This is a genomic window from Roseomonas populi, assembly GCF_024594815.1.
Taxonomy (GTDB): Bacteria; Pseudomonadota; Alphaproteobacteria; order Acetobacterales; family Acetobacteraceae; genus Roseomonas; species Roseomonas populi.
Map to the genome: position 1 here is coordinate 68,534 of NZ_JANJOU010000014.1, position 21,183 is coordinate 89,716.

A 21,183-nucleotide genomic window follows, 5' to 3' on the forward strand; every position below is an offset into this window, starting at 1 on the left:
ATGCCGTGTCCTTTCCGGCGGGGCGAACGCGCCCGGTGACGCCGCGTTGCGTCGGCCCGACGACCTTTCCGCTCATGCGATGAGACGGCGTTTACCTCTCCTTCACGCTTCGTCTCGAAAATCGGACGCATGTCGCCGCCCATGCCGCTCGATGCACCGCTCGTCGCCGTCTTCGCCGACGATGAATCCGCGCTCGCCGCCGTCTCCGAAACGCGCGCGGACCTGCTGCGCATGCCGGCGCCAGGCGTCGTGCTGCTGCGCCCCGCACAGGGGCTGCGGGAGAGACTCTACGCCGCAGGAGCCGCGGTGGTGGTGCCCTGAACCGGCTCCTCGCGAGGCGCGCGCGGCATCCGCCGCCTGCGCTCCGCCAGCTCCAGCACGCGCGGCTCTGCTCCTGCCCGCTCGGGCGGGGGGCAGCTCAGCCGCGCTCCGCCGTCAGCAGTACATTCGGAAGGGGCGTACCGGCCCAGCACGGCTCCACGGCGCAGCGGAATCCCGCCCGCCCGAACAGCGCCGTCACCTCCGGCACCGGCATTGGCCGCACCGCCGCCCCGTCCCGCCGGATCGCGCGCCCGGCCCTCTCCATCGCCATGCCGAAGGCGCTGCGCCAGCCGCGGTCGGGATCGAAGAGGCGCATCACCACGCGCCGCCGCGCGGCCCGGGCCATTCCCTCCAGCACGCGCAGTTGCGCCCCATCCGGCAGCTGGTAGAGCACGTCCGCCATCAGCACCGTGTCCCCTTCCGGCACCTCCGCGCGGGTGAGGTCGGCGCGGGCGAAATCGGCCGGCAGCCCCGCCGCGGCCGCCCGGGCATCCGCGATCTTGCGGCCATCCAGATCGAGCCCGGTGACGCGGGATGCATCGCCCGAGAGCAGCAGCGCGATCCCGAACTGCCCGCGCCCGCAGCCGAGGTCCACCACGTGCCCGAAGCCCCCCGCGCGCCGCGCGAGGCCAAGTATGGCGGCCGTCGCCGGATCGCGCCGGAGCTTCGAGGGCACGAACTCCCGCGTGAAGCGCGAGGCGCCGGCGTAGCGCGCCGCCACGGCCGGGATCAGCGTCTGAAGGTCGGTCCCATCCGGCATCGCGCCACCATGCCCGGCGCGCCCCGGCCGGGCAACGCCACCCCTTTGCTCCCCACGCCCTGAAGAGGCACCCTCCCCCCCTTGATACGGAGCGGAACGCCATGGACGACAACGAGCTGATCCACGAGCTGCGGGAGGGCGGCATCCTCCTCACCACCCTCAACCGCCCGAAGGCGATGAATGCCTTCACATTCGGCATGTATGAGGGCTTGGCCACGAAGGCGGCGGAGATCGCGGAGGACTCCTCCATCCGCGCCTGGATCATCACCGGCGGCGGCGAGAAGGCCTTCGCCGCCGGCACCGACATCAGCCAGTTCACCACCTTCACCACCGCCCAGCACGCCCTGGACTACGAGGAGCGAATCGGCCGCGTCCTCTCCGCGATCGAGGACTGCCCCAAGCCCACCATCGCCGCCATTCACGGCGCCTGCACCGGCGGCGGCGCCGGCGTGGCGGGGGTCTGCGACATCCGCATCGGCTCGGCCGCGCTCCGCTTCGGCGTGCCCATCGCGCGCACCCTCGGCAACACCCTCTCGCTGGCCAACTACGCGCGCTTCTCCGCCCTGCTTGGCCCCGGCCGCCTGCTGGAGCTGATCTTCACCGCCCGCCTCGTGGAGGCCGAGGAGGCGAAAGCCCTGGGCCTGGTGACGGAGGTGCTACCCGATCAGGCCGGCCTCCTCGCCCGCGCGGAGGAACTGGCCCGCACCATCGCCGGTCACGCTCCCCTGACCCTGCGCGCCGCGAAGACCACCCTGAAGCGCCTGCGCGAGACCGCCATGCGCGGCGCCAACGCGGACGACATGGTGGCCCTCACCTTTACCAGCGCGGACTTCAAGGAAGGCGTTGCGGCGTTCCTGGAGCGGCGGAAGCCGGTCTGGCAGGGGCGGTAGTCCGCGAGCGGCGTCGGCCCTGGCGGCCGAGGGAGAGAGAAGGACTTCTCTCCCCCTCGGGCCACAAGCGAAGCCCTCCGGAACCGGCTTAGGATTCCGCCTCGTCCTGCTCCTTCGACTCCAGCGCCCTCTGGCGCAGGGCGTCCGCAAGCTCGGGCAGGGCCTCCTGGTCCTCCGGCACCGCCTCGCCCCGGAAATGGGCGGCAAAGAGGGCCTGCTGGCGCCGCAGCTCCTCGGCCAGGGGGGCGTCCACGGGGCGGGGCTGCCCTGGCTCGCCCAGTTCGAACAGGCCGTTCGGGCAGTAGCGGTCGTTGTCCCAGCCGAGGTGGCTGAGCACGGGATAGAGGCAGATGCCGCCGACCGGCACGCCGGCCCGCATGGCCGCCCGCACCTCGTTGCCGATGTAGCGAAGCCAGTTGGCGCGCGGAATGCCCTCGATGCTTGTCTCCGCCAGGAAGATGGGGCGGCCGTAGCGGACCCAGGCTCCGGCCAGGATCTCCCGGAACGGCAGGTACCGGGCACTGCCAGGGGTAATCTTCGGGCCCTGGAACATCCACTGGTTGTTCCAGTAGTAGTTCACGCCCATCACGTCGAAGCCGTCCTCGCCGCCGCCGAGCTCCGGCCATTGCAGCCCCAGCAGCCCGTCCCACCCCTCCCACTGGGAGTTGTGATAGCCCCCGGCGCCCCCGGCCTGCCTCTCGCTCCGCGCCACAACGCGGATGAGGGGATCGACGGCAATGATCTGCGTGCCCGGCACGGCCGCCCGGGCGGCCCGCGCGGCGCGAAGGGAGGCGGCAACGAGGCGCGTCTTCAGCTCACCGCCCCGGCCGCGGGCGACGGGATTGAAGTGCGCCACTTCGCCGCCGGCCCAGGACCAGAAGGAGATCTCGTTCACCGGGCAGAGAATCGGCGGCTGCCCCTCCTCCTCCAACGCGAGGCGGGCGAAGGCCGCGGCGTAGGCGGCGAGCGAATCCGCGAAGCCCTCAGTCCAGGGATCGAGAAAATCGGGGTAGCCGTAATGGGCAAGGTCCCAGGCCACGCGCACGCCGGCCCGCTTCGCCGCGCGCATCTGCGGCAGCACGCTGGACCAGTCGTATTCGCCGGGCCGGACCTCCACGAGATGCCAGCGCGCACCGTCCCGCGCGCCGAGCAGGCCGTGCGAGGCAAGGCCTGCGTAGTCCGCCTCGGCCTCCGCGTCGTGCCGCGTGGAGGCCACGAGGTCCAGCCGCCGGCGATCGCTCCGCCTGTGCGTAGAGCACTCGAACCCGCCGAGGAAGAAGCTCGGGAAGAGACCTTCCCCCCGAGCGAAGGATTGCACCATGCCGAAGCTCCTGAAGTCCGGTCAGAGCGTAAGGCTGGTTGCCGGCGTCGGGGAGGGGTCCGTACCCCGCGCGGCATGGGCCTGGTGGATCAAGGCATCCATCCCGGCCCAGACACCGTCCCAGGAAATGCGGGCCAGGCGTACATCCGCCCGCGGCAGCCACTCCGCCCGCGGCCGCGCCATGGTGGCCTCGGCCGCCGCGACGAAGCCCTCCGCGTCACTGGCGATCGCCACCAGCCCGTCCTCGCCCCAGTCCCGCACCACGTCGGCCACCGGGGTGGAGACCACGGGCACGCCGGCCGCCAGGTATTCGGGCGTCTTCGTCGGGCTGATGAAGCGCGTGGATTCGTTCAGGGCGAAGGGCATGATCCCCGCGTCCCAATTGGCGAGGTAGCCCGGCAGCGACCCGTGCCCCTTCATGCCGAGCCAGTGGATGTTGGGCAGATCAGGAAGTGAAGCGGGGTCGATCTTCACAACCGGGCCGAGCATGACGAAGGACCATTCCGGCCGGCGCTCCGCGGCCGCGCGCAGCAGATCGAGGTCCATCCGCTCGTCCACCACGCCGAACCAGCCGAGGCGCGGGTGCGGCAGGTCGCGCTGATCCGCCGGATCCTCCTGCGGCTGCCGGGCCGGGGCGAAGTGGTCGGCGTTCACGCCGCTGGCGAAGAGGTGAACGCTGGGGTGCAGCCCGCGCTTGGCCTCGTAAAGGCTGCGTCCGCCGGTGAAGACAAGGTCCGCCCGCTGCATCAGCCGGCGCTCCAGCAGCTGCATCCCCTGGGAGGCGCCGCGGAAGGCCGAGAGCTCGTCCATGCAGTCGTACACGGTGACGGCGGGCTGCAGGTGGCCGGAGAAGGAAAGCATCATCGGCGTGTAGTACCAGGCCACCGCCACGGGCCCGCCGGCCTGCCCTGCGAGCAGGTCGTCCAGCAGCTCCCGTAGCGCGGCGTCGCGCCTGCCCTCATCCCAGTCAGGGGGCAGGAGCGGCGTGGCGACCTGCACGCCCGGCGCCATCTCCCGCAGGTCCAGGCGGGGCAGGCCCGCCTGATCCTGCGGAAAGAGCGGCTCCTCGAAGAGGACCACCCGGTACGACGCCGCCGCGCGCGAGAGCAGGTGCTGGGGCCGCTGGAACACGAAATCCCAGCGGAGGTGGGAGAAGCACAGCAGCAGCGGCTTCGGCGCGGTCGGCGTGGTGATGGGCAGTACTCCTTCTGGAGGTTCTGGGTTCAGAGAGCGGTCGGCGCGCCGCCGGGCATCGGCGTCGTCGTGGTCTGCTCGGTCTGGGCGCCGCCATCCGGGCGGGCCGGGGCGAGCTGCGGGATCTCGCCGAGCGGCTTGGAGATCATTGCCTCGAAAGTGCCCTTGCCGTCGAGGGAGGGCCCGCTCGTCCAGCGCCCCTCGGGCACGCTGCCGTCGGCACTGTGGACGAAGAAGCCGTAGGCGAACTCGCCCTTCTCCTCCGACTGCGGGAAGCTGTTCGGGACGGGCAGCGCGGCGGTGTGGCCGCCCAGCTCCTCGATGACGGCAAGCCACTGCTGCTGGTGCATGGTGTCCCGCGCGATAAGGAAGGAAAGCATGTCCTTCATACCCGCATCATCGGTCATGTTGTAGAGGCGCGTGGCGAGGACGCGGCCGGTCGATTCCGCTGCGACATTCGCGTACATGTCGGCGACGATGTTGCCGCTGGCATAGACATGGCTGGCGTTGAAAGGCACGCCGTTGCAGTTCTCCGGCGTGGCGCCCATGCCGGTGGAGAGGATGTGGCGGAGGTTCATGCCGTTCAGCACGGCGCCCGCGATCGGATCCTTCGACATCTCCTCCTGGAAGGAGAGCGGCGCGCCCTCGAGGTTCAATGCGACGGCGGTGGAGAGCATCTCGACATGCCCGATCTCCTCCGTGCCGGTGTTGAGGAGCATGTCCCGGTACTTCATCGGGCCGCGCGAACCCCAGGACTGGAACAGGTACTGCAGCATGACGCGGATCTCGCCCTCCACGCCGCCGATCGCCTGTTGCAGGGCGCGGGCGAAGACGGGGTTCGGGGTATCGACGCGAACAGGATACTGCAGTCGCGGATTGGCGAAGAACATCGGGAACTCCTGGTCTTTGGGGGGAGGACTCAGCCCGGGCGGATGCAGCACCAGGCCAGGCTGGCCGACACCGCACCACCTCCGTCACGCAGGAATGCTGATGGGGTGGCACGGTTTCGCGGCCGGATGCAGGATGCACGCGGCGTACAGGAGGGGCTGCGACGCCGCACGATGGCGGAAGAGGAATGGAAAAGTGACGGACTGATCATGCAGTGCGGGAACTGGTTGAAGGTAACCGCACCGCGCGACAGCTCCGCCTTCCGCTCATGCCGACATTACGGATCACGGGAGCCCCTGCGTCCCTAACCTATGAAACGCATGTCGCGGCATCACGCGAACATGAGCGACGCGCGCGGTGCGGCGAACGGCATCGCGCGACGGACGATTGACGTATGTTAGTCCCACTGGAACTGCGGACCGGGTTCAGCGTGTTAAACTTCCGCCGCATCATTCTCCGCCTCAACGCCAGGGCCGGAGCGGCGTTCTCCGTGCTCCGGTTTCCCGCGGAACCGGAGGGCTTGGGCATGAGCGGGCCGGGGACGCCGCGCCGCCGGATGCCGGCCCCGGACCTCTTCCCCACGGACGAAAGACACAACCGATGCAGCAGAGCTACCGTGACCTGTACCTAACCGGCCTGGTGAACGCGCGCGCGCTGGAGACCCAGGCGATTGAACTGCTCACGCGCCAGGTGGAGCGGATCGAGAGCTACCCGGAGATCGCCGATGCCCTGCGGCGCCACATCGCGGAGAGCGAGCAGCAGCGCGTGCGGCTGGACACGATCCTGGAATCGCTCGGCAGCTCCAACTCCTCCGTTAAGGACTTCCTGACGGGGCTGATGGGCAACATGGCCGCCCTGGCGCACGCGCCGATGCAGGACGAGATCATGAAGAACACGCTGGCGAACTACGCCTTCGAGCACTTCGAGATCGCGTCCTACAAGTCCCTCCTCGTGCTCGCCGACCTTGCCGGCGACGCCTCCTCCCCCACCGCGCTGCGCCAGTCCCTGTCGGAGGAGGAGCGCATGGCGCAGTGGTGCGCGGATACCCTGGAGCCGACGGTGCGCAAGTTCGCGACGCTTGCGGCGCAAGGGGCGCAGGCCGGGATCTGATCGGGGCGGTTTCCGCGGCCCCAGTTCCTGTTCTGCCGGGCTGCCGCGAGAGGCAGGCCTACGGTTCGCCAGGGGTCGATGACCCCTGGCGCGGGAATCCTTGAGGAGTGTGTCCTGAAAAGGGTGGGCTGGCGGCAGCGCCCGCCAGGGCCGTTCAGCCCACCATCACCTCCGCCAGCGGCACGCCCTGTGCCCGCTCTCCACTCTCGGCGAAAACGTGGCTGCCGCGGATGGACAGGCGACAGGATTCGCCCTTCTCGAAGGACTCGCCGGGATTCGCCAGCGCGTCGAGCATGATGTCGCCCGCCTGCACGATCAGCCGCGCCGGCCCTTCGCCCTCCGTCCGGCACAGGCGTACGCTGGCCGTGCCCGCGCCGTGGCGCACGGAAATCTCGGCCGGGCGCACGAAGGCGGCGGCCGGCCCATCCGGCAGCGCCACCTGCAGCGGCAGGACGGGCAGCGGGTCGAAATGCGCCACACCGTTCCGCACCTGGCAGGGCAGGCGCGTTGCCTCCCCAATGAAGCCGGCGACGAAGGCGGTAGCGGGATCGCGCAGCAGCGCGCCCACCGCGTCCAGCTGCACGATCCGGCCGCCCTGCATCACCGCGATGCGGTCGGCCATCTCCATCGCCTCCTCCTGGTCGTGGGTGACGAGGATGGTGGTGATGCCCAGGCTGTCGTGCAGGCTCCGCACCCAGCGCCGCACCTCCTTGCGCACCAGCGCGTCCAGCGCGCCGAAGGGCTCGTCCAGCAGCAGCAGGCGCGGCTCGATCGCCAGGGCCCGGGCCAGCGCCACGCGCTGCCTCTGGCCGCCGGAGATCTGGTCGGGGTAGCGCCGCTCCAGCTCCGGCACCTGCACCAGCTCCAGCAGGCGGCGCACGCGGGCGGCGATTTCGGCCGAGGACGGGCGCTGGCGCCGCACGCGCAGACCGAAGGCGACGTTGTCGAACACCGTCATGTGGCGGAACAGCGCGTAGTGCTGGAACACCACGCCGATGTTGCGCTCCCGCGCCGGCACGCCCGTCATGTCCTGGCCGGCGATGTGAACGGTGCCGGAATCCGATCCCTCCAGCCCGGCCAGGATGCGCAGCAAGGTGGTCTTGCCCGAGCCGGAGGGGCCGAGCAGGGCGAGGAACTCCCCCTCCCGCACGGAGAGGGAGACACCCTTCAGCGCGGCGGTGGTGCCGAAGCGGCGAACGATGTCCTGGACGTCGACGCTCATACCAAGCCTCCGTTCCGGCCGGAGAGACGCTCCAGCAGGGTCTTCGCGGTCAGCGTCACCAGCCCGAGCAGCGCCAGCAGCGCGGCCACGGCGAAGGCTCCCGCGAACTGGTATTCGTTGTAAAGGATCTCCACGTGCAGAGGCATGGTGTTCGTCTCGCCCCGGATGTGGCCGGAGACGACGGACACGGCGCCGAATTCTCCCATCGCGCGGGCGTTGCAGAGAAGAACGCCTGCCAGCAGCCCCCATTTCACGTTCGGCAGCGTCACCATGAGGAAGGTCTGCAGCCCGCCGGCGCCGAGCGTGGCCGCCGCCTCCTCCTCGTCCCGGCCCTGCTCCTGCATCAGGGGCAGCACGGTGCGCGCGACGAAGGGGAAGGTGACGAAGAGGGTGGCGAGCACGAGGCCGGGCAGGGCAAAGATGATCTGGATGTCCCGCGCCTGCAGCCAGGGGCCCAGCCACCCCTGCGCGCCGAAGATGAGCACGAAGACCAGCCCCGCGATAACGGGGGAGACGGAGAAGGGCAGGTCGATCAGCGTGGTCAGCAGCCGCTTGCCCGGGAAGTCGAACTTGGCGATGCACCAGGCGGCGGCCAGCCCGCCCACGAGGTTCACCGGCACCGTGATCAGCGCGACGAGCAGGGTGAGGCGGACGGCCGCGAGCGTGTCGGGCTCCGTGATGGCCTCGAGGGCAACGGGCAGGCCGCGGCGCAGCGCCTCCACGAAAACGGCGGTGAGCGGCAGCGCGAGCATCACCAGCGCCACCAGTACCGCGGCCGCGGCCAGCAGGCGGCGGACCCAGGGGCGGTCCTGCCAGGCCGGGCGAAAGGGTGCGGTGTGCAGGGCGTCGTCGCTCATCGCCGCCCCCGGCGCAGCCGGCGCTGCAGCATGTTGATCGCGAGCAGCACGACGAAGGAGAGCGCGAGCATCGCGAGCCCCACCGCCGCCGCCCCGGCATAGTCGAACTGCTCCAGCCGGATCACGATCAGCAGGGGCGCGATCTCCGTGATCATCGGCAGGTTGCCGGCGATGAAGATGACGCTGCCGTACTCTCCGACCGCGCGGGCGAAAGCGAGGCCGAAGCCCGTCAGCAGGGTGGGCAGCAGGGCCGGCAGCACCACGCGCCACAGCGTCTGCGCGCGGCTCGCGCCGAGTGTCGCCGCCGCCTCCTCCGCGTCCAGCGGCATGTCGCGCAGCACCGGCTCCACCGTGCGGGCGATGAAGGGCAGGCCGACGAACATCAGGGCGAAGACGACGCCCACCTCGGTGAAGGCGACCTTCAAGCCGAAGACCGCCATGAGAGGCGCGCCGAGCCATCCATTCGGGGCCGTCAGCGCCGTCAGCGCGATGCCGGCCACCGCGGTGGGCAGGGCGAAGGGCAGGTCCAGCGCCGCGTCCAGCATGCCGCGCCCGGGAAAGCGGAGCCGCACGATGGCCCAGGCCAGCAGTAGCCCCAGAGGCAGGTCCAGCAGCGCCGCCACGAAGGCCGCGCCGAAGGAGAGGCGCAGGGCGGCCAGCACCCGCGGCTCCGTTAATGATTCCCACAGGCCCAGCGGTCCCAGTTCCAGCGGCCGCAGCAGGAGCGCGAGCAGCGGGATGACCACGATGCTCGCGGCCCAGAGCAGGGTGATGCCGAGGCTGGTGCGGAAGCCCGGGATGGCGCGGATCGGCGCCGCCCGCCCCGGCGCGGCGCCCAGCGCCGCGGCCGAGCCGCTCACCGGGCCACCTTCGCGGCGGGGTGGGTGGCCCGCGCCCCCGGCGGCACCTCTCGCCGGGATGCCGCGGCAAGATCCCTGATCATCGGCTGGTCTCCCTGCAGGAGGAGGGGATGCGGGCAGGACCGCCGGCGTGCCCCTGCGGAGGCGCGGCCAGCAACGGTTTGGAGCGCGAGGGAAGCCGGTCCCGTGTCATGCAAGATCCCTGTCCGGGTAAAGCCTATAAGTCTGCTAGGAATTGGCGCAACACCTTTCCCCCGTTCTTACGGTGTTGGCCCCATGACTTCGCGGCGATGTCCGTGTGGCCTGCCGTGACTGGAAAGGAGGTGCCCCGTGAGCGCCTTCGGAGCGAACCGTTGAGTGCGCGGCCACGCGTCTCCCGCAGCGAGACAGGCTGTCCCGGCAGGGTGATGCAGAATTCCCGTGAGTGGCCGCATGTGCAGGATCCGCGAGGTTGGACCGCAAAGCTCCGGACGGGGGCTATGGGGCATGATCGACGAGAATTCTGACGGAGGCCTGCACCGCAAATCCGGCTTCTGACGCTCCCCAGCCCCCGGGGCCACCGCTGGCGAACAGGACGAATGTTCGGAGCATGCAACTAAGCCACCAGATCGATGTGCTAAGTGCAATTTTGATCTAAAGGTCTCACCGTGTGGTTGAGTGGACTGGATCCATCGACTCCCACGCAGACCCGGTACCGCCACGGAATTGCCTGCCTGATGCCGATGAAGGACCCTGGCGCGCCTCGACCGATCGCGGGCCGCCACAAGCTGATGATCGGGGCCGACGCCGTGTCGCGGGGCGAGAGCCTGGACGTGGTGGCGGAGGAGGACATCCTCCTCCACGTCAAGCCGGTGGCGGACGGCCTTGTCGTGAACAGCCGCCTCTCCGGGCAGTGGGGGGCCGAGCAGAGACTCCGGCTGCCGGCCGGCACCGGGGATCCCGGCCTGCCCCTGACGGTCGAGCTGGCCGAGGGAAAGGCGGGCCTCTTCTCGCGGGAGGAGCCGCTGCTCGAGGTCTCGCTCGTCCGGCCGCTGGCGGGCGCGCGGCTCCTCCTGTCCGACCACATCCTGAAAACGGAGGGCGGCGGGCTCCGGCATGGGCAGATCGGCCAGGCGGACGCTCAGCATGTCTCCGGCCTGTTGCAGCTCGGGCCGGAGGCGGAGCCGGCGGCGATCGAGTTTCGCGCGGACAGCCGCCTCCTATCCCGGCTGGAAATCGCCCCCGCCGACGACGGCAGCATCACCCGCCGCTTCGCCCTGCCCCACCCGTGGGAGGCCCTGGTCTACGAGGGAATGCAGGTCGAGATGTGGCACGGCGGCGCGGTGCTGGACGCCGTGCCCCTGCGGTCCCGCTACTTCGGGATGGTGGAGCACTGCTCGGAGCGCAGCGTGAGCGGCTGGGCGCGCAACCCCGCGCTGCCATCGGCCCCGCTGGTGGTGGATGTCTTCGTGAACGGCCGCTACCAGGGCTCCGCCCGCGCGAACCGGGCGCGCCCCGGCCTGCCGGAGGACGGGGCCGGCTTCCACTTCCGCTTCCCCGAGCCCGTCCTCCTGCCCGAGAGCCGGGAGGCGCGCGTCTCAGTCCGCGTGGGTGACACGGAGCTGGAGCTGACGAACAGCCCCTGGTGGATCTGCCGCCCCGTCGCCTACACCGGCCCCCTTCCCGCGGGCAGCCAGGCGTGAGGATCTGCATCGCGTCGCCCGACATCGTCGGGCCGATCAACAATGGCGGCGTCGGCACGGCCTGCACGGCGCTCGCGCAGTTCCTCGCGGCGGAGGGCCACGAGGTCACGCTCTTCTACACCTCCAGCTTCTTCGAGCGCGGCGACCGCGAGTTCTGGGCCGCCGCCTATGCGCGGCAGGGCATCGGCATGATGTTCCTCGACGGTAGCGGCCTACCCGCCGTGCACCGCACCCCCAGCGTCTACGACGAGGACAACCTCGCCCGCTCCTACCACGTGTACCAGCAGCTGAAGGACACATCCTTCGACGTCATCCACTTCGTGGACTACATCGGCCTCGGCTACTTCACCGCCCTCGCCCGCTCCCAGGGGCTCGCCCTGGCGAGGACCGCGCTGACGGTCACCGCGCACTCGCCCACCCTCTGGTCGCGGCTGTCCAACCTGCGGACGGTGGACGACATCACCTACATGATCCGGGACCGGATGGAGCAGCGCCTGATCGCGCTCTGCGACCGGGTGGTCAGCCCCAGCCACTACATGCTGCGCTGGCTGCAGGAGAACGGCTTCACCCTGCCCGCGCGGCAGCACGTCATCCCCAACCTCATGCCGCGGCGCCTCGCCCAGGCCGGGCCGGCGCCGGAGGATCCCGCGGCCGCCGCCATCGGGGAGATCGTGTTCTTCGGCCGGATCGAGCCGCGCAAGGGGCTGCTCGTCTTCTGCGACGCCATCGACCGCATCCGGGACCGGCTGCCACCGAATATCCGCATCACCTTCCTCGGCAAGACGGGGTCGGATTACCCACCCGCGAGCATCGAGGCGCGCGCCGCCCGCTGGGGCCGCGAGGTGCAGGTGCTCGACGGGCTGGATACCTTCCAGGCGAACGACTACCTGCGCGCGCCGGGGCGCTTGGCAGTGCTCGCCGCGCTCTCCGACAACTCGCCCTACACGGTGCTGGAGTGCCTCTCCAACCGCATCCCCTTCATCGCCTCGGACGTCGGCGGCGTGGCGGAGCTGATCGCGCCGGAGAGCCAGGACCGGGTGCTCTTCCAGCCCACCCCCGCGGGGCTGGCGGAGCGGCTGGAGGCCGCGCTCGCCATGCCGCCCGGCGGCTTCGGCCCAGCCTCCTCCGCGGTGCGCGAGGAGGAGACGGAGGAAGCCTTCCGCCGCCTGCACGCGGAAATCGCGGCCGGGCTGTCGCGCCCCCCTCGCCCGCCCGCGGCCCGGTCGGCGACGGTCAGCGTCCTCGTCCTCCACTACGAACGGCCCGCGGGGCTGGCCCAGGCCCTGGAGGGACTGGCCGCGCAGACGCGCCCGCCGGACGAAATCATCGTCGTGGACAATGGCAGCCGCACGCCCGCAGCGGTGGCGTTCCTGGCGGAACTGGAGGCGGAGGGCCGGCCCGGCCTGCGGATCCTCCGCATGGGGGAGAACGCCTACGAGCCCGCGGCGCGCAACGCCGGCGCCTATGCCGCGACAGGCCGCTGGCTGCTCTTCATGGACGACGACAACGTCCCCAAGCCGGAGGAGGTAGAGACCTTCCTCCGCGCCGCCGAGGCGGGCGGGGCGGACCTGCTCACCTGCTTCAACGACCACTTCATCGGCGACACCCCGCCCGCGAGCGAGGACAAGGCGGTGAAGCGCTTCGTCGTCATGGGCGATTTCGGGCCGCTCGGCCTCATCGTGAACGGCTACGGCGACCTGAACTGCTTCGTTCGCCGGGACGTCTTCCTGGAGATCGGCGGCTTCGTGGTGGATGGCCGTTTCAACCACGCCGAGGACTGGCGCTTCTTCGCCAAGGCCTGGTCGCGCGGGCTGAAGCTGGACGTCGTGCCGGAGGCACTGATCTGGTACCGCACGGGGGAGGGCAGCTGGGGTGGAAGCTGGCGAAAGCGGGACCGGGCCGGCGCGCTGATGCGCGCCGCCGAAACCTACCTCTCCGTCGCCCCGCCCGCGCTCCGCCCCTTCCTCCTCCTCTCCCAGGGCCTGTTCTGGAAGGCGCTGGAGGCGGAGAACGGCCGGCGCGCCCAGGGGGCGGAGTTGACGACCCTGCGGCGCCAGGCCGCGCAGCTGACGGAGCGCTCGGCCCTGCTGGAGCTGGAGAACGAATTGCTGCGCCAGAGGCTGGTCCAGGTAGGCGGCTTCGTGGAGCACCTGTCGGAGCGGCACCTGCCCGACGACCCGGAGGTGGAGCGCGGGGTCGCCTTCGTCCGCCGGCTCGGGCGGAAATACGCGGGTTGAGCGGCGCGCCCAGCGGCATGCCGGAAGCCACGCGGGAGATCCCGGCCACCCTCGTGGCGGGGATGGCGGAGTTCCGCCTGAAGCCGGGCGAGCACCGGTACCGGATCGAGGGCGAGGTCCTACCGATTGACGTCTATGCCCGCATCGTCGGCCCCGGCCAGCCGCTGATCGTCTTCGGCCAGGGCATGGTCAGGCGGGACGAGGTCACCCTTCCCCGCTTCCAGCGCCTCGACTGGGTACGGCACTTCCCGGAGAACGTCATCATCCTCAGCGACCCCACGCTGGGCCTCGACCCCGGGCTCGGCCTCGGCTGGTTGCTGGGCACGGCGGAGCACCACGTGCTGCCCCGGATCGCCGAGATGATCGGGCGGGCCCGGGACGCGCTCGGCCTGGAGAACCGGCAGGTTCTTTTCTACGGCAGCTCCGCCGGCGGCTTCGGCTCGCTCATGCTGGCCTCGCGGCTCGAGGGGGCCTCCGCCCTCGTGAACAACCCGCAGACGGATGTGCTGAAGTTCCGCCGCGGCGGCGTGGGCCACCTGCTGCGTGTCGCCTTCGGCGGCATCCCGCCCGCGGAGGCGGCGAAGCGCTTCGGCACGCGCTTCTCCTTTGTCGAGGCCTTGCGGCAGGGCGCGGCGATGCCCCGCCTGTATTACTTGCAGAACACGCTGGACGAGGACCACTACGAGGACCAGATGCTGCCGCTGCTCGCGGCCCTGCGCGGCCGCGGCCACGGCCGGGAGGACTGCCCCGCCCGCCAGGTCGTGGTGGACCTCTACGCGGATGAGCGGCGGCTGCACAACCCGGTCGGGCCGCAGCGCGTACTCTCCTGCATGGACGTGGTCCGCCCCTGGATCGCCGGCTGATCGGGGGGCTGAGCGGGGGCGCCCGGCACCCCCGCCCCGCGATCGCTACCGCCCGATCGAGCTGTAGCGGAAGCCGCACTCGCGGAAGGCTTCCGGATCCCAGGCGTTGCGGAGGTCGAGGACGACATCGCCCTTCATCGCCGCCTTGATGCGCTTGGGCGAGAGGGCGCGGAACTCGTTCCACTCCGTCAGAAGCACCAGCGCGTCCGCACCCTCCACCGCCTCCAGCGCGCCCTCGGCGAAGACCGTGTTGGCCGGCAGGAGCTGCCTGGCGTGGGCGGACTGGGGATCGAAGGCGCGGATGGTGGCGCCGGCGGCCGCCAGGCGGGGCACGACGACGAGCGAGGGCGCGTCGCGCATGTCGTCCGTCTCGGGCTTGAAGGTCAGGCCGAGCACCGCGACCGTCTTGCCGGCCACCGAGCCGCCGAGCGCCGCGATCACGCGGTCCGCCATCTGCTCCTTGCGCGCGTCGTTGGCGGCGATCGTCTGCTCGACGATCGTCACCGGCGCGCCCAGCTCCTGCGCCGTGCGGGCCAGGGCCAGCGTGTCCTTGGGAAAGCAGGAGCCGCCGTAGCCCGGCCCGGCATGCAGGAACTTGCGCCCGATGCGGCCATCAAGGCCCATGCCGCGCGCCACGTCGTGCACGTCCGCGCCCGCCCGCTCGCAGAGATCGGCCATCTGGTTGATAAAGGTGATCTTCACCGCCAGGAAGGCATTGGCGGCGTACTTGATCAGCTCCGCCGTCTCCAGCCCGGTCTGCACGATCGGCGTCTCGATGAGGTAGAGCGGGCGGTACAGGCGCCGCAGCACCTGGAAGGCGCGGTCGCTCTCGGCGCCGATCACCACGCGGTCCGGCCGCATGAAGTCGCCGATCGCGCTGCCCTCGCGCAGGAACTCGGGGTTGGAGGCCACCACGATCTCGTGGCCCGGGCGCGTCTCGTCCAGCACCGCCTTGATCTTGCGCCCCGTGCCCACCGGCACGGTGGACTTCGTCACCAGCACCAGCGGCCCCTTGGCCGCGCGGGCCACCTGCTCGGCCGCGGCGAAGACGTAGGAGAGGTCCGCGTGCCCGTCCCCGCGGCGCGACGGCGTGCCGACGGCGAGGAAGACGGCGTCCGCGCCCTCCATCGCCTCCTCGAGCTTCGTGGTGAAGGTGAGGCGGCCGTCGCGGACATTCTCCTCGACCAGCTTGTCCAGCCCCGGCTCATAGATGGGGATGCGGCCCTCGCGCAGCGCCTCCACCTTCGAGACCTCGGTATCCACCACGCAGACATCTACGCCGAACTCGGCGAAGCAGGCACCGGAAACGAGGCCGACATAGCCGGCACCGATCATCGCGACGCGCATCGATTTCCCCTGCGGAGTGAGAGCCGAATCGGCCTTCCGGCGCCTCCGTATCCCACCGCCCAGCCGTCGGCCAGACCCGCCCTATCGCGAGTGCAAAAAAGACTGCGCCGCCTCGTTACGGATACGGGCGCCATTGCTGCCGGAAGGGCAGGATGGTAGATCCCCCGCCCTTGGCCGGGCCCCGGCCCCCTTCCGTCGGCAGCCGGCTCACGATGGACCTACCCCTGCAAGACCCGCCGGTCCCCGGGAGCGTCCACCGCTTCAGCGTGCGCTTCCCCGCGCACCGGCCCCAGGTCATCGACTACCTGGACGAGGACACCATCCACCTGCATGTCAGCCTGCGCCCCGCGGAAGGGGTGATCGTGCTGAACGACTTCGTCGGCGGGGCCTGGAGCCATCAGGTGGAGCTTCCCCTCCCCAAGCTCGCGCTCGGGCAGGCGCTGCCGCTCGAGGTGCATTTCGGCGCGGAGACGCTGGAGGTGCGGGCGGGCAGCGGGGCCGCGGCCTTCGCCGGCCGCCGGGGCAGCGCCTCCGAGGCGCGGCTGCTGCGCACCAGCGACGGCGTATCCCTGCTCGGCGAGGCGCTGAGGACGCCGGGTACCGCCATTCCCGCCGCCATTCCCTCCACTGGGGCGCGCTTCGCCGGCGCGATCGACCGCTGCAGCGAAACGCTGGTGCGGGGATGGGTGGCCGACCTCGATCGGCCAGACAGCCCCGTGCAAGTGGAAATCCGGGTGGACGGGCAGCTCCAGGGCCGCACCCTCGCGCACAGGCGGCGGAACGACCTGACCCTCATGAGGCCGGAATTCGGTGCCACCGGCTTTCTCTTCCTCTTCCCGCGGCCGCTGGCGCCGACGGGCCGCGACGTCCAGGTCGCCGTGCACGTCGCCGGGCAGCCGGTGGAACTGGCGCACAGCCCCTGGCTGGTCTTCCGCGCCGTCCCCGGAGACCTCCAACCCCTCAGCGCGCCCCTTCGCGCCTCCCGCCACGCCCCGACGCAGGGGGATGGCGGGGAGAGTCCGTAGGGCGGGGTAGCCGGCCGGGAAGCCGGAAGGGTCCGTCCGCTCGCGCATGGCGGCGAGATGCTGGCAGGACTCCTGCGTCCGCCAGTCGTGGATCCAGCCAGGGCGCCGGGGCGCTAACCCGGAAGGCCACGGGCCTGACCAGCCGCACGCTTGCCCTGCCAGACGCTTCCCCTGAAGGTCATGGCGGGTGGGGCTAGATCCTCTCGCCCACGGGTTCCGCCCTGCCCTCCGCCTCCTCGGGCGCGTCGCCGAGCACCGCCTCGCCGTGCGTGGCCAGTTCGGCGAGGCTTGTTCCGTCCAGCACGGTGGCTGTTGCGTCGCGTACCTGCCGCATCAGCCGCTGGATGGCGCAGGCCTGCGGCTGCGGGCAATCCAGGCAGGGGCGATAGGCAGTGAGGCTCGCGCAGGGAATGGGGGCCAGCGGGCCGTCGATGGCGCGGATGATATCCCCGATCCGGATCTCGCGGGGGGCCTGCGCCAGGCCATAGCCCCCCGCCTTGCCCCGGCGGCTGTACACGAAGCCGTGCCGCCGCAGGTCCAGCAGAATGGCCTCGAGAAACTTGTGCGGGGCGTGGGCGCGCTGCGCGATGTCGGGAATGGTCATGGTCGGGCTCTCCGGCGCCTCCTGGGCCAGGATCGCCAGGGCCCGCAGCCCGTACTTCGCCTTCTGGGTCAGCATCGTTCGGATTTAGCCATGGCTGAGGCGCGCCACCAGCGGTCTCGGCGGGTGGCGGGCCCGCCCGGGCTGCAGGGGTGGGTCCTCAGGAGCGGTGCTTAGGCCATTGACGGCCAGGTCGCGCTAAAGTTATTCCGGGTATGTGATAATAAAGCCTTAATGTCGAACGTTCTTTGGTTTCTTCCTGCCGGCGGACGCTGCATTGCGAATGGCCGGTACTTGCCAGAGGAGGTTACGCCAGCTTAGGTTGTGCGACTTGCCGTGGGAAGAAGTTCCGGGGCGAATTCGGCGACGCCTTGCACGCAGCGGTTGAGGGTGATGCCGTGGTACTCCCCTATATTTCGTCAAAGAGCCGCTACGCCGGTGCGGTTGATTATATTGACAACGCCCTGGGCATCCGTGGCTGGCTCCTCGACCTGGAACCGTCCGCCCTTCCCGTCGGCATCGATCTCCGCTGCGGCGAGACACATGTCGCAGGCACCATCGCCTTCCTCGACCGGCCCGACATCGACAAGGTCCTGAACCGGCCGACCTATTGCGGCTTCCTGATCGGCTGGAGCCGCGTGGACCGCGCTGCGCTGGAAAGGGCCGATGCCGACCTGTCCGTCAGCTTCTACGTGAGCGGCACGGACGAGGCCGTTCCGGTGGTCTGCAAACCCCTGACCGCGGGCGATCTCCTCGCCCTCGTCGAGGCGGGCACCGGGCGCGACCTCAGCCCGCCCTTCCGCGAGTTCAACGACTACCTCGACATCGCCGCCTCCGGCCTTTTCGACGAGGCCTGGTACCGCCGCACGCAGATGGCGGGGGCGGAAACCCCGCCGCCGATCCTCGACTATCTCCGGCGAGGCGAGGAGGCGGGCTCGCGCCCCTCGCCCTGTTTCGAGCCGGCCTCCTACGCCGCGGAGGCAGAGCTGGAGTCGAAGTCCGGCGCCCTGCTCCACTACATCCGGCAGGGCGGCTCGTCCGGCCTGCCGCCCGGGCCCTTCTTCGACCCTGCCTGGTACGCGGCCACCCACGACGTCCCGTCCGGCCAGCTCCCGCTTGCCCACTACATGGCGCACCGCCGGGAGAACGCGCCGAATCCCTGGTTCGACCCCGCCTATTACATGGCCTCCGCCGGGCTCCCGCCCGAAACGGCCGATCCCTTCGCGCACCTGATGGAGGAGGGGCTGGCCTCCGGCCTCCTCCCTTCCGCCATCTTCGAGCCCGACGACCCCGAGCCGCCACCGCCGAAGGCGGAGCTTTTCCTCGAGTTGCTGCGCCGCCAGGCAGGCCTGGCCGGGAGCGCCGCCGCTGCCCCGGCGGACTCGGACACCCCCGCGGAGGAACGGGCCACCCCTTCCGGCGAGGAGGAGGATGAGAGCGCCCCGCTTCCCGACCGGCCGTCGGAGCCCGTTCCCGTTCTGGTGATCCCGGCCCCGCCCGCCACCGCCCAGCCCACGATCCAGTCCACGACCCAGCCTGCCGCCACCCAGCAGGTGCAGATCGAGGTGCCGCCGAAGCCGCGCATCTCCATCGCGGCCCTGGTTGGCCTGCCCGAGCGGTCCGGCCGCGGGCCGGAAGAGGGGGCGGGACATCAAGCCCTGCCGGCGAGGACGCTCTTCCGGCCCCTGGAGGCCGGGTTCGCCAGCACCGAAGGCCACCTGCTCTCGCTGCCCGCCGGAGAGCGGGATGCCCTGCTGGCGAAGGCGGAGCGCGAGATGAAGGAAGAGACCGGCGCGGCCGTCGCTGAGGCGGCGCTGCTGCTGGCCATCGGCCGAGCCCTCGCCGGCGACCGCCAGGGCAGCGCGCGCGCGCAGATCGCATTCCTCGGCACGCCCGTGGAGGCGGAGCCCTCCGTCCTCGCGGAGATCGGGGCGCGCTTCGCGCAGCTCAATCACGCCCTCTACGAGGCGAGGAACCGCGAGGAGGCTCCGCAGGTGTACGGCCTGCTCCATGCCCGCGGCGTCCGGGACTACCTGATCAGCCTGCGGCTGCTGGAGCTGGCGCTCGAAGCCGGCGACAGTATGGCCGCTAAGCCGCACGCGCTGGAGCTGGAGCGCAGCTACGCCGACCGCCTGAATGTCTGGGGCTCGCTGGCCCTTAGCCGTTACTACCAGCTGGTTGGCGAGAAGCCGAAGAGCCTGCAGATCCTGCGCCGCCTCCCCCTCTTCCCGGCGACGGAGGCGGTGGCCGAGGCGGTGATCGCGCACCGGTTGATGGAGGCCGGCGCGATGGAGGCGGCCTCCATCCGGCTGGAGGCGGTGGGCGAGAGCGACCTGCCGGAGATCTTCCAGGCCCGCTTCCGGCTCGCCGCCCGGCGGAAGGACACGGCGGGCCTGCTGCGCCTGCTGGAGGACCGCCGGGCCGAGAAGATGCCGGACTGGCAGCTCGCCGAGGCGATGTTCCTCTGCATCGACCCCGGCCAGACCCGGATGGGGGATGCCCAGCGTCTGCTCGGCATACTCTATCGCCTCCTCGAAGGGCGCGGGCTGGGCAGCCATCCCGTCGTTCAGGCGCGCATCCACTTCCTGCTGCAGCACAAGCGCTGGGACGAGTTGGGTGCACTCTTCGAGGAGCTCGACGGCAGCCCGATCGCGGAGGACCGCGACACGCTGCTCCGCAAGCTCGAGTTCTACTGCCACGCCGACAACCCGGAGGAGGCGGAGCGCATCTACCGCGAGGTCTTCCAGGGCTCGGCGCTGAACAAGTGGGAGAGCCTGACCGTCCTGCGCCTGCTGAGCGAGTTGAAGCGGTGGGATGAGGCGGGCCGGATCCTGCTGGGCCATGTCGCCCGCGGCTACGGCATCGGGGGGGCGGCGCACCTGGCCATGCGCGTCGTCCGCAAGGCCGACATCCACAAGGAGCTCTCCGACGCCGCGGCGAAGCTGGCCGAGGAGTCGACCAGCGAGCTGGAGCCGGACCTGGAGGAGTTCCTGGCCCGCGTGCACGAGGACCTGGCCATCGTGCAGCGGGCACGCGCCATGGCTGTGAACGTGCAGGCCCGTGGAACCCCGGCCCGCTATCGCTCCAACTGGGTCCTCTCCCCCGCCGATACCGGGGAGCTGACGCAGGATGAGCTCTGCCTCTTCGTCTGCGCCAACCAGCGCTACTTCCTCTCCCTACTGACCTTCCTCTGCTCCTTCCTCGGCCAGTCGCCGCAGGTGGGCGGGCGCATCTTCGTCTTCCTGGACCGCGACGTGCCGCGCCACTGGTACGGCTCCATCGCCATGATCGCCGCGCGCTTCGGCCGCGTGATCGACGTGATCGGCGAGGAGGATTTCGTGCCCGCCGCCGTGGACCACCGCACCGACTACGGCTTCTTCGCCGGCGGCAGCGCCCTCTCCCGGGCCGCCTATTTCCGCCTCTATGCCGCGCGCTACCTCCTTCAGCGCCACACCTTCCGCCGCGCCGCCTACATCGATACCGACATCATCTGCCGCGGCGACCTGACCGGGCTGTTCCAGATGGAGCTCGGCGACATGCTCCTCGCGGCCCGGGTGGAGGACTATTCGCCCGAAGTGATCAACGCCGCCAGCCACAACGGGCTGGACCCGCACAGCTACTTCAACTCCGGCGTGCTGCTCTTCAAGTTCGACGATCCGATGCTGCCGGACGTGGTCGAGGAAGCGATCCGCGTCTCCGAGCAGGAGCCGAACCGGCTGATCTTCCACGACCAGTGCGCGCTGAACATCTCCTTCCGCGGCCGCTTCACGATGATGGCGGACCGCTTCAACTTCTTCCTGCGCCCGAGCCGCGAGCGGAACGGCCACATCGAGGACGGCGTACTTCTGCACTTCCTCGATAAGCCCAAGCCATGGGACGTGGTGTTCGACCGGAGCTACCGCGAGGAGTGGCGCGTCTGGGCCCTCGTGCTCGGGTCCATCCTGCCTCAGGGGCTTTACGTGGACATCTTCGCGGCGGCGAACCGGGACTGATCTTCGCTGATGG

At 70.7% G+C, this 21,183-nt stretch carries 17 protein-coding genes; 8 read left to right on the top strand and 9 right to left on the bottom strand.

Going from position 1 to position 21,183, the window contains the following annotated elements:
• Positions 1-129: 129 nt before the first annotated feature.
• Positions 130-321 carry a hypothetical protein gene (locus NRP21_RS16535; protein WP_257717324.1) on the top strand — a complete coding sequence of 64 codons (192 nt, stop codon included), beginning with the start codon at positions 130-132 and terminating at the stop codon, positions 319-321.
• A gap of 97 nt (positions 322-418) precedes the next feature.
• Here the strand turns inward: NRP21_RS16535 and NRP21_RS16540 are convergent, their stop codons facing one another.
• Positions 419-1,081: a methyltransferase domain-containing protein gene (locus tag NRP21_RS16540; protein ID WP_257717325.1), complete on the bottom strand. Its 663-nt coding sequence runs from the start codon at positions 1,079-1,081 to the stop codon at positions 419-421.
• 101 nt (positions 1,082-1,182) lie between these two features.
• On the opposite strand from NRP21_RS16540, the gene NRP21_RS16545 reads away from it, so the two are divergent.
• Positions 1,183-1,971: an enoyl-CoA hydratase gene (locus NRP21_RS16545; RefSeq protein WP_257717326.1), complete on the top strand. Its 789-nt coding sequence runs from the start codon at positions 1,183-1,185 to the stop codon at positions 1,969-1,971.
• A gap of 88 nt (positions 1,972-2,059) precedes the next feature.
• Here NRP21_RS16545 and NRP21_RS16550 read toward each other — a convergent pair whose 3' ends face one another.
• The 3 genes from NRP21_RS16550 to NRP21_RS16560 all read right to left on the bottom strand — a co-directional run bounded on the left by NRP21_RS16550 (position 2,060) and on the right by NRP21_RS16560 (position 5,376).
• Positions 2,060-3,292 (bottom strand): beta-glucosidase, encoded by a 1,233-nt coding sequence (locus NRP21_RS16550; protein ID WP_257717327.1) that lies wholly within the window; start codon positions 3,290-3,292, stop codon positions 2,060-2,062.
• Between the two features lie 21 nt (positions 3,293-3,313).
• Positions 3,314-4,423, bottom strand: a complete 1,110-nt coding sequence (locus NRP21_RS16555) for a glycosyltransferase (RefSeq protein ID WP_257717328.1) — start codon at positions 4,421-4,423, stop codon at positions 3,314-3,316.
• Positions 4,424-4,515: 92 nt separating this feature from the next.
• A complete protein-coding gene (locus NRP21_RS16560; protein ID WP_257717329.1) occupies positions 4,516-5,376 on the bottom strand; it encodes a manganese catalase family protein in 861 nt (286 codons plus the stop codon).
• Positions 5,377-5,974: 598 nt separating this feature from the next.
• Between NRP21_RS16560 and NRP21_RS16565 the strand changes: the two genes are divergently transcribed.
• The gene (locus NRP21_RS16565) at positions 5,975-6,484 is read left to right on the top strand and encodes a ferritin-like domain-containing protein (RefSeq protein WP_257717330.1); all 510 of its coding nucleotides are present in this window, start codon (positions 5,975-5,977) and stop codon (positions 6,482-6,484) included.
• A gap of 154 nt (positions 6,485-6,638) precedes the next feature.
• On the opposite strand, the gene NRP21_RS16570 is transcribed toward NRP21_RS16565, so the two are convergent.
• Genes NRP21_RS16570 through cysT form a run of 3 tightly spaced genes read right to left on the bottom strand, consistent with a single transcriptional unit; the run spans position 6,639 to position 9,423 of the window.
• A complete protein-coding gene (locus NRP21_RS16570; RefSeq protein WP_257717331.1) occupies positions 6,639-7,706 on the bottom strand; it encodes a sulfate/molybdate ABC transporter ATP-binding protein in 1,068 nt (355 codons plus the stop codon).
• The gene (gene cysW, locus NRP21_RS16575) at positions 7,703-8,563 is read right to left on the bottom strand and encodes a sulfate ABC transporter permease subunit CysW (RefSeq protein WP_257717332.1); all 861 of its coding nucleotides are present in this window, start codon (positions 8,561-8,563) and stop codon (positions 7,703-7,705) included. The genes NRP21_RS16570 and cysW overlap by 4 nt, the downstream gene beginning before the upstream one ends.
• The gene (gene cysT, locus NRP21_RS16580) at positions 8,560-9,423 is read right to left on the bottom strand and encodes a sulfate ABC transporter permease subunit CysT (protein WP_257717333.1); all 864 of its coding nucleotides are present in this window, start codon (positions 9,421-9,423) and stop codon (positions 8,560-8,562) included. Before cysT ends, cysW begins: the two co-directional genes overlap by 4 nt.
• Before the next feature lie 716 nt (positions 9,424-10,139).
• Between cysT and NRP21_RS16585 the strand changes: the two genes are divergently transcribed.
• Genes NRP21_RS16585 through NRP21_RS16595 form a run of 3 tightly spaced genes read left to right on the top strand, consistent with a single transcriptional unit; the run spans position 10,140 to position 14,205 of the window.
• The gene (locus NRP21_RS16585) at positions 10,140-11,105 is read left to right on the top strand and encodes a hypothetical protein (protein ID WP_257717334.1); all 966 of its coding nucleotides are present in this window, start codon (positions 10,140-10,142) and stop codon (positions 11,103-11,105) included.
• Positions 11,102-13,342 carry a glycosyltransferase gene (locus NRP21_RS16590; protein ID WP_257717335.1) on the top strand — a complete coding sequence of 747 codons (2,241 nt, stop codon included), beginning with the start codon at positions 11,102-11,104 and terminating at the stop codon, positions 13,340-13,342. The genes NRP21_RS16585 and NRP21_RS16590 overlap by 4 nt, the downstream gene beginning before the upstream one ends.
• A complete protein-coding gene (locus NRP21_RS16595; RefSeq protein WP_257717336.1) occupies positions 13,339-14,205 on the top strand; it encodes a hypothetical protein in 867 nt (288 codons plus the stop codon). The genes NRP21_RS16590 and NRP21_RS16595 overlap by 4 nt, the downstream gene beginning before the upstream one ends.
• A gap of 45 nt (positions 14,206-14,250) precedes the next feature.
• Here NRP21_RS16595 and NRP21_RS16600 read toward each other — a convergent pair whose 3' ends face one another.
• Positions 14,251-15,552, bottom strand: a complete 1,302-nt coding sequence (locus tag NRP21_RS16600; protein WP_257717337.1) for a UDP-glucose dehydrogenase family protein — start codon at positions 15,550-15,552, stop codon at positions 14,251-14,253.
• Between the two features lie 212 nt (positions 15,553-15,764).
• On the opposite strand from NRP21_RS16600, the gene NRP21_RS16605 reads away from it, so the two are divergent.
• Positions 15,765-16,577, top strand: a complete 813-nt coding sequence (locus tag NRP21_RS16605; RefSeq protein ID WP_257717338.1) for a hypothetical protein — start codon at positions 15,765-15,767, stop codon at positions 16,575-16,577.
• Between the two features lie 193 nt (positions 16,578-16,770).
• On the opposite strand, the gene NRP21_RS16610 is transcribed toward NRP21_RS16605, so the two are convergent.
• Entirely contained in the window at positions 16,771-17,256 is a 486-nt protein-coding gene (locus NRP21_RS16610; protein WP_257717339.1) for an RrF2 family transcriptional regulator, read from the bottom strand.
• A gap of 293 nt (positions 17,257-17,549) precedes the next feature.
• On the opposite strand from NRP21_RS16610, the gene NRP21_RS16615 reads away from it, so the two are divergent.
• Positions 17,550-21,170: a glycosyltransferase family 8 protein gene (locus NRP21_RS16615; RefSeq protein ID WP_257717340.1), complete on the top strand. Its 3,621-nt coding sequence runs from the start codon at positions 17,550-17,552 to the stop codon at positions 21,168-21,170.
• Positions 21,171-21,183 lie beyond the last annotated feature (13 nt).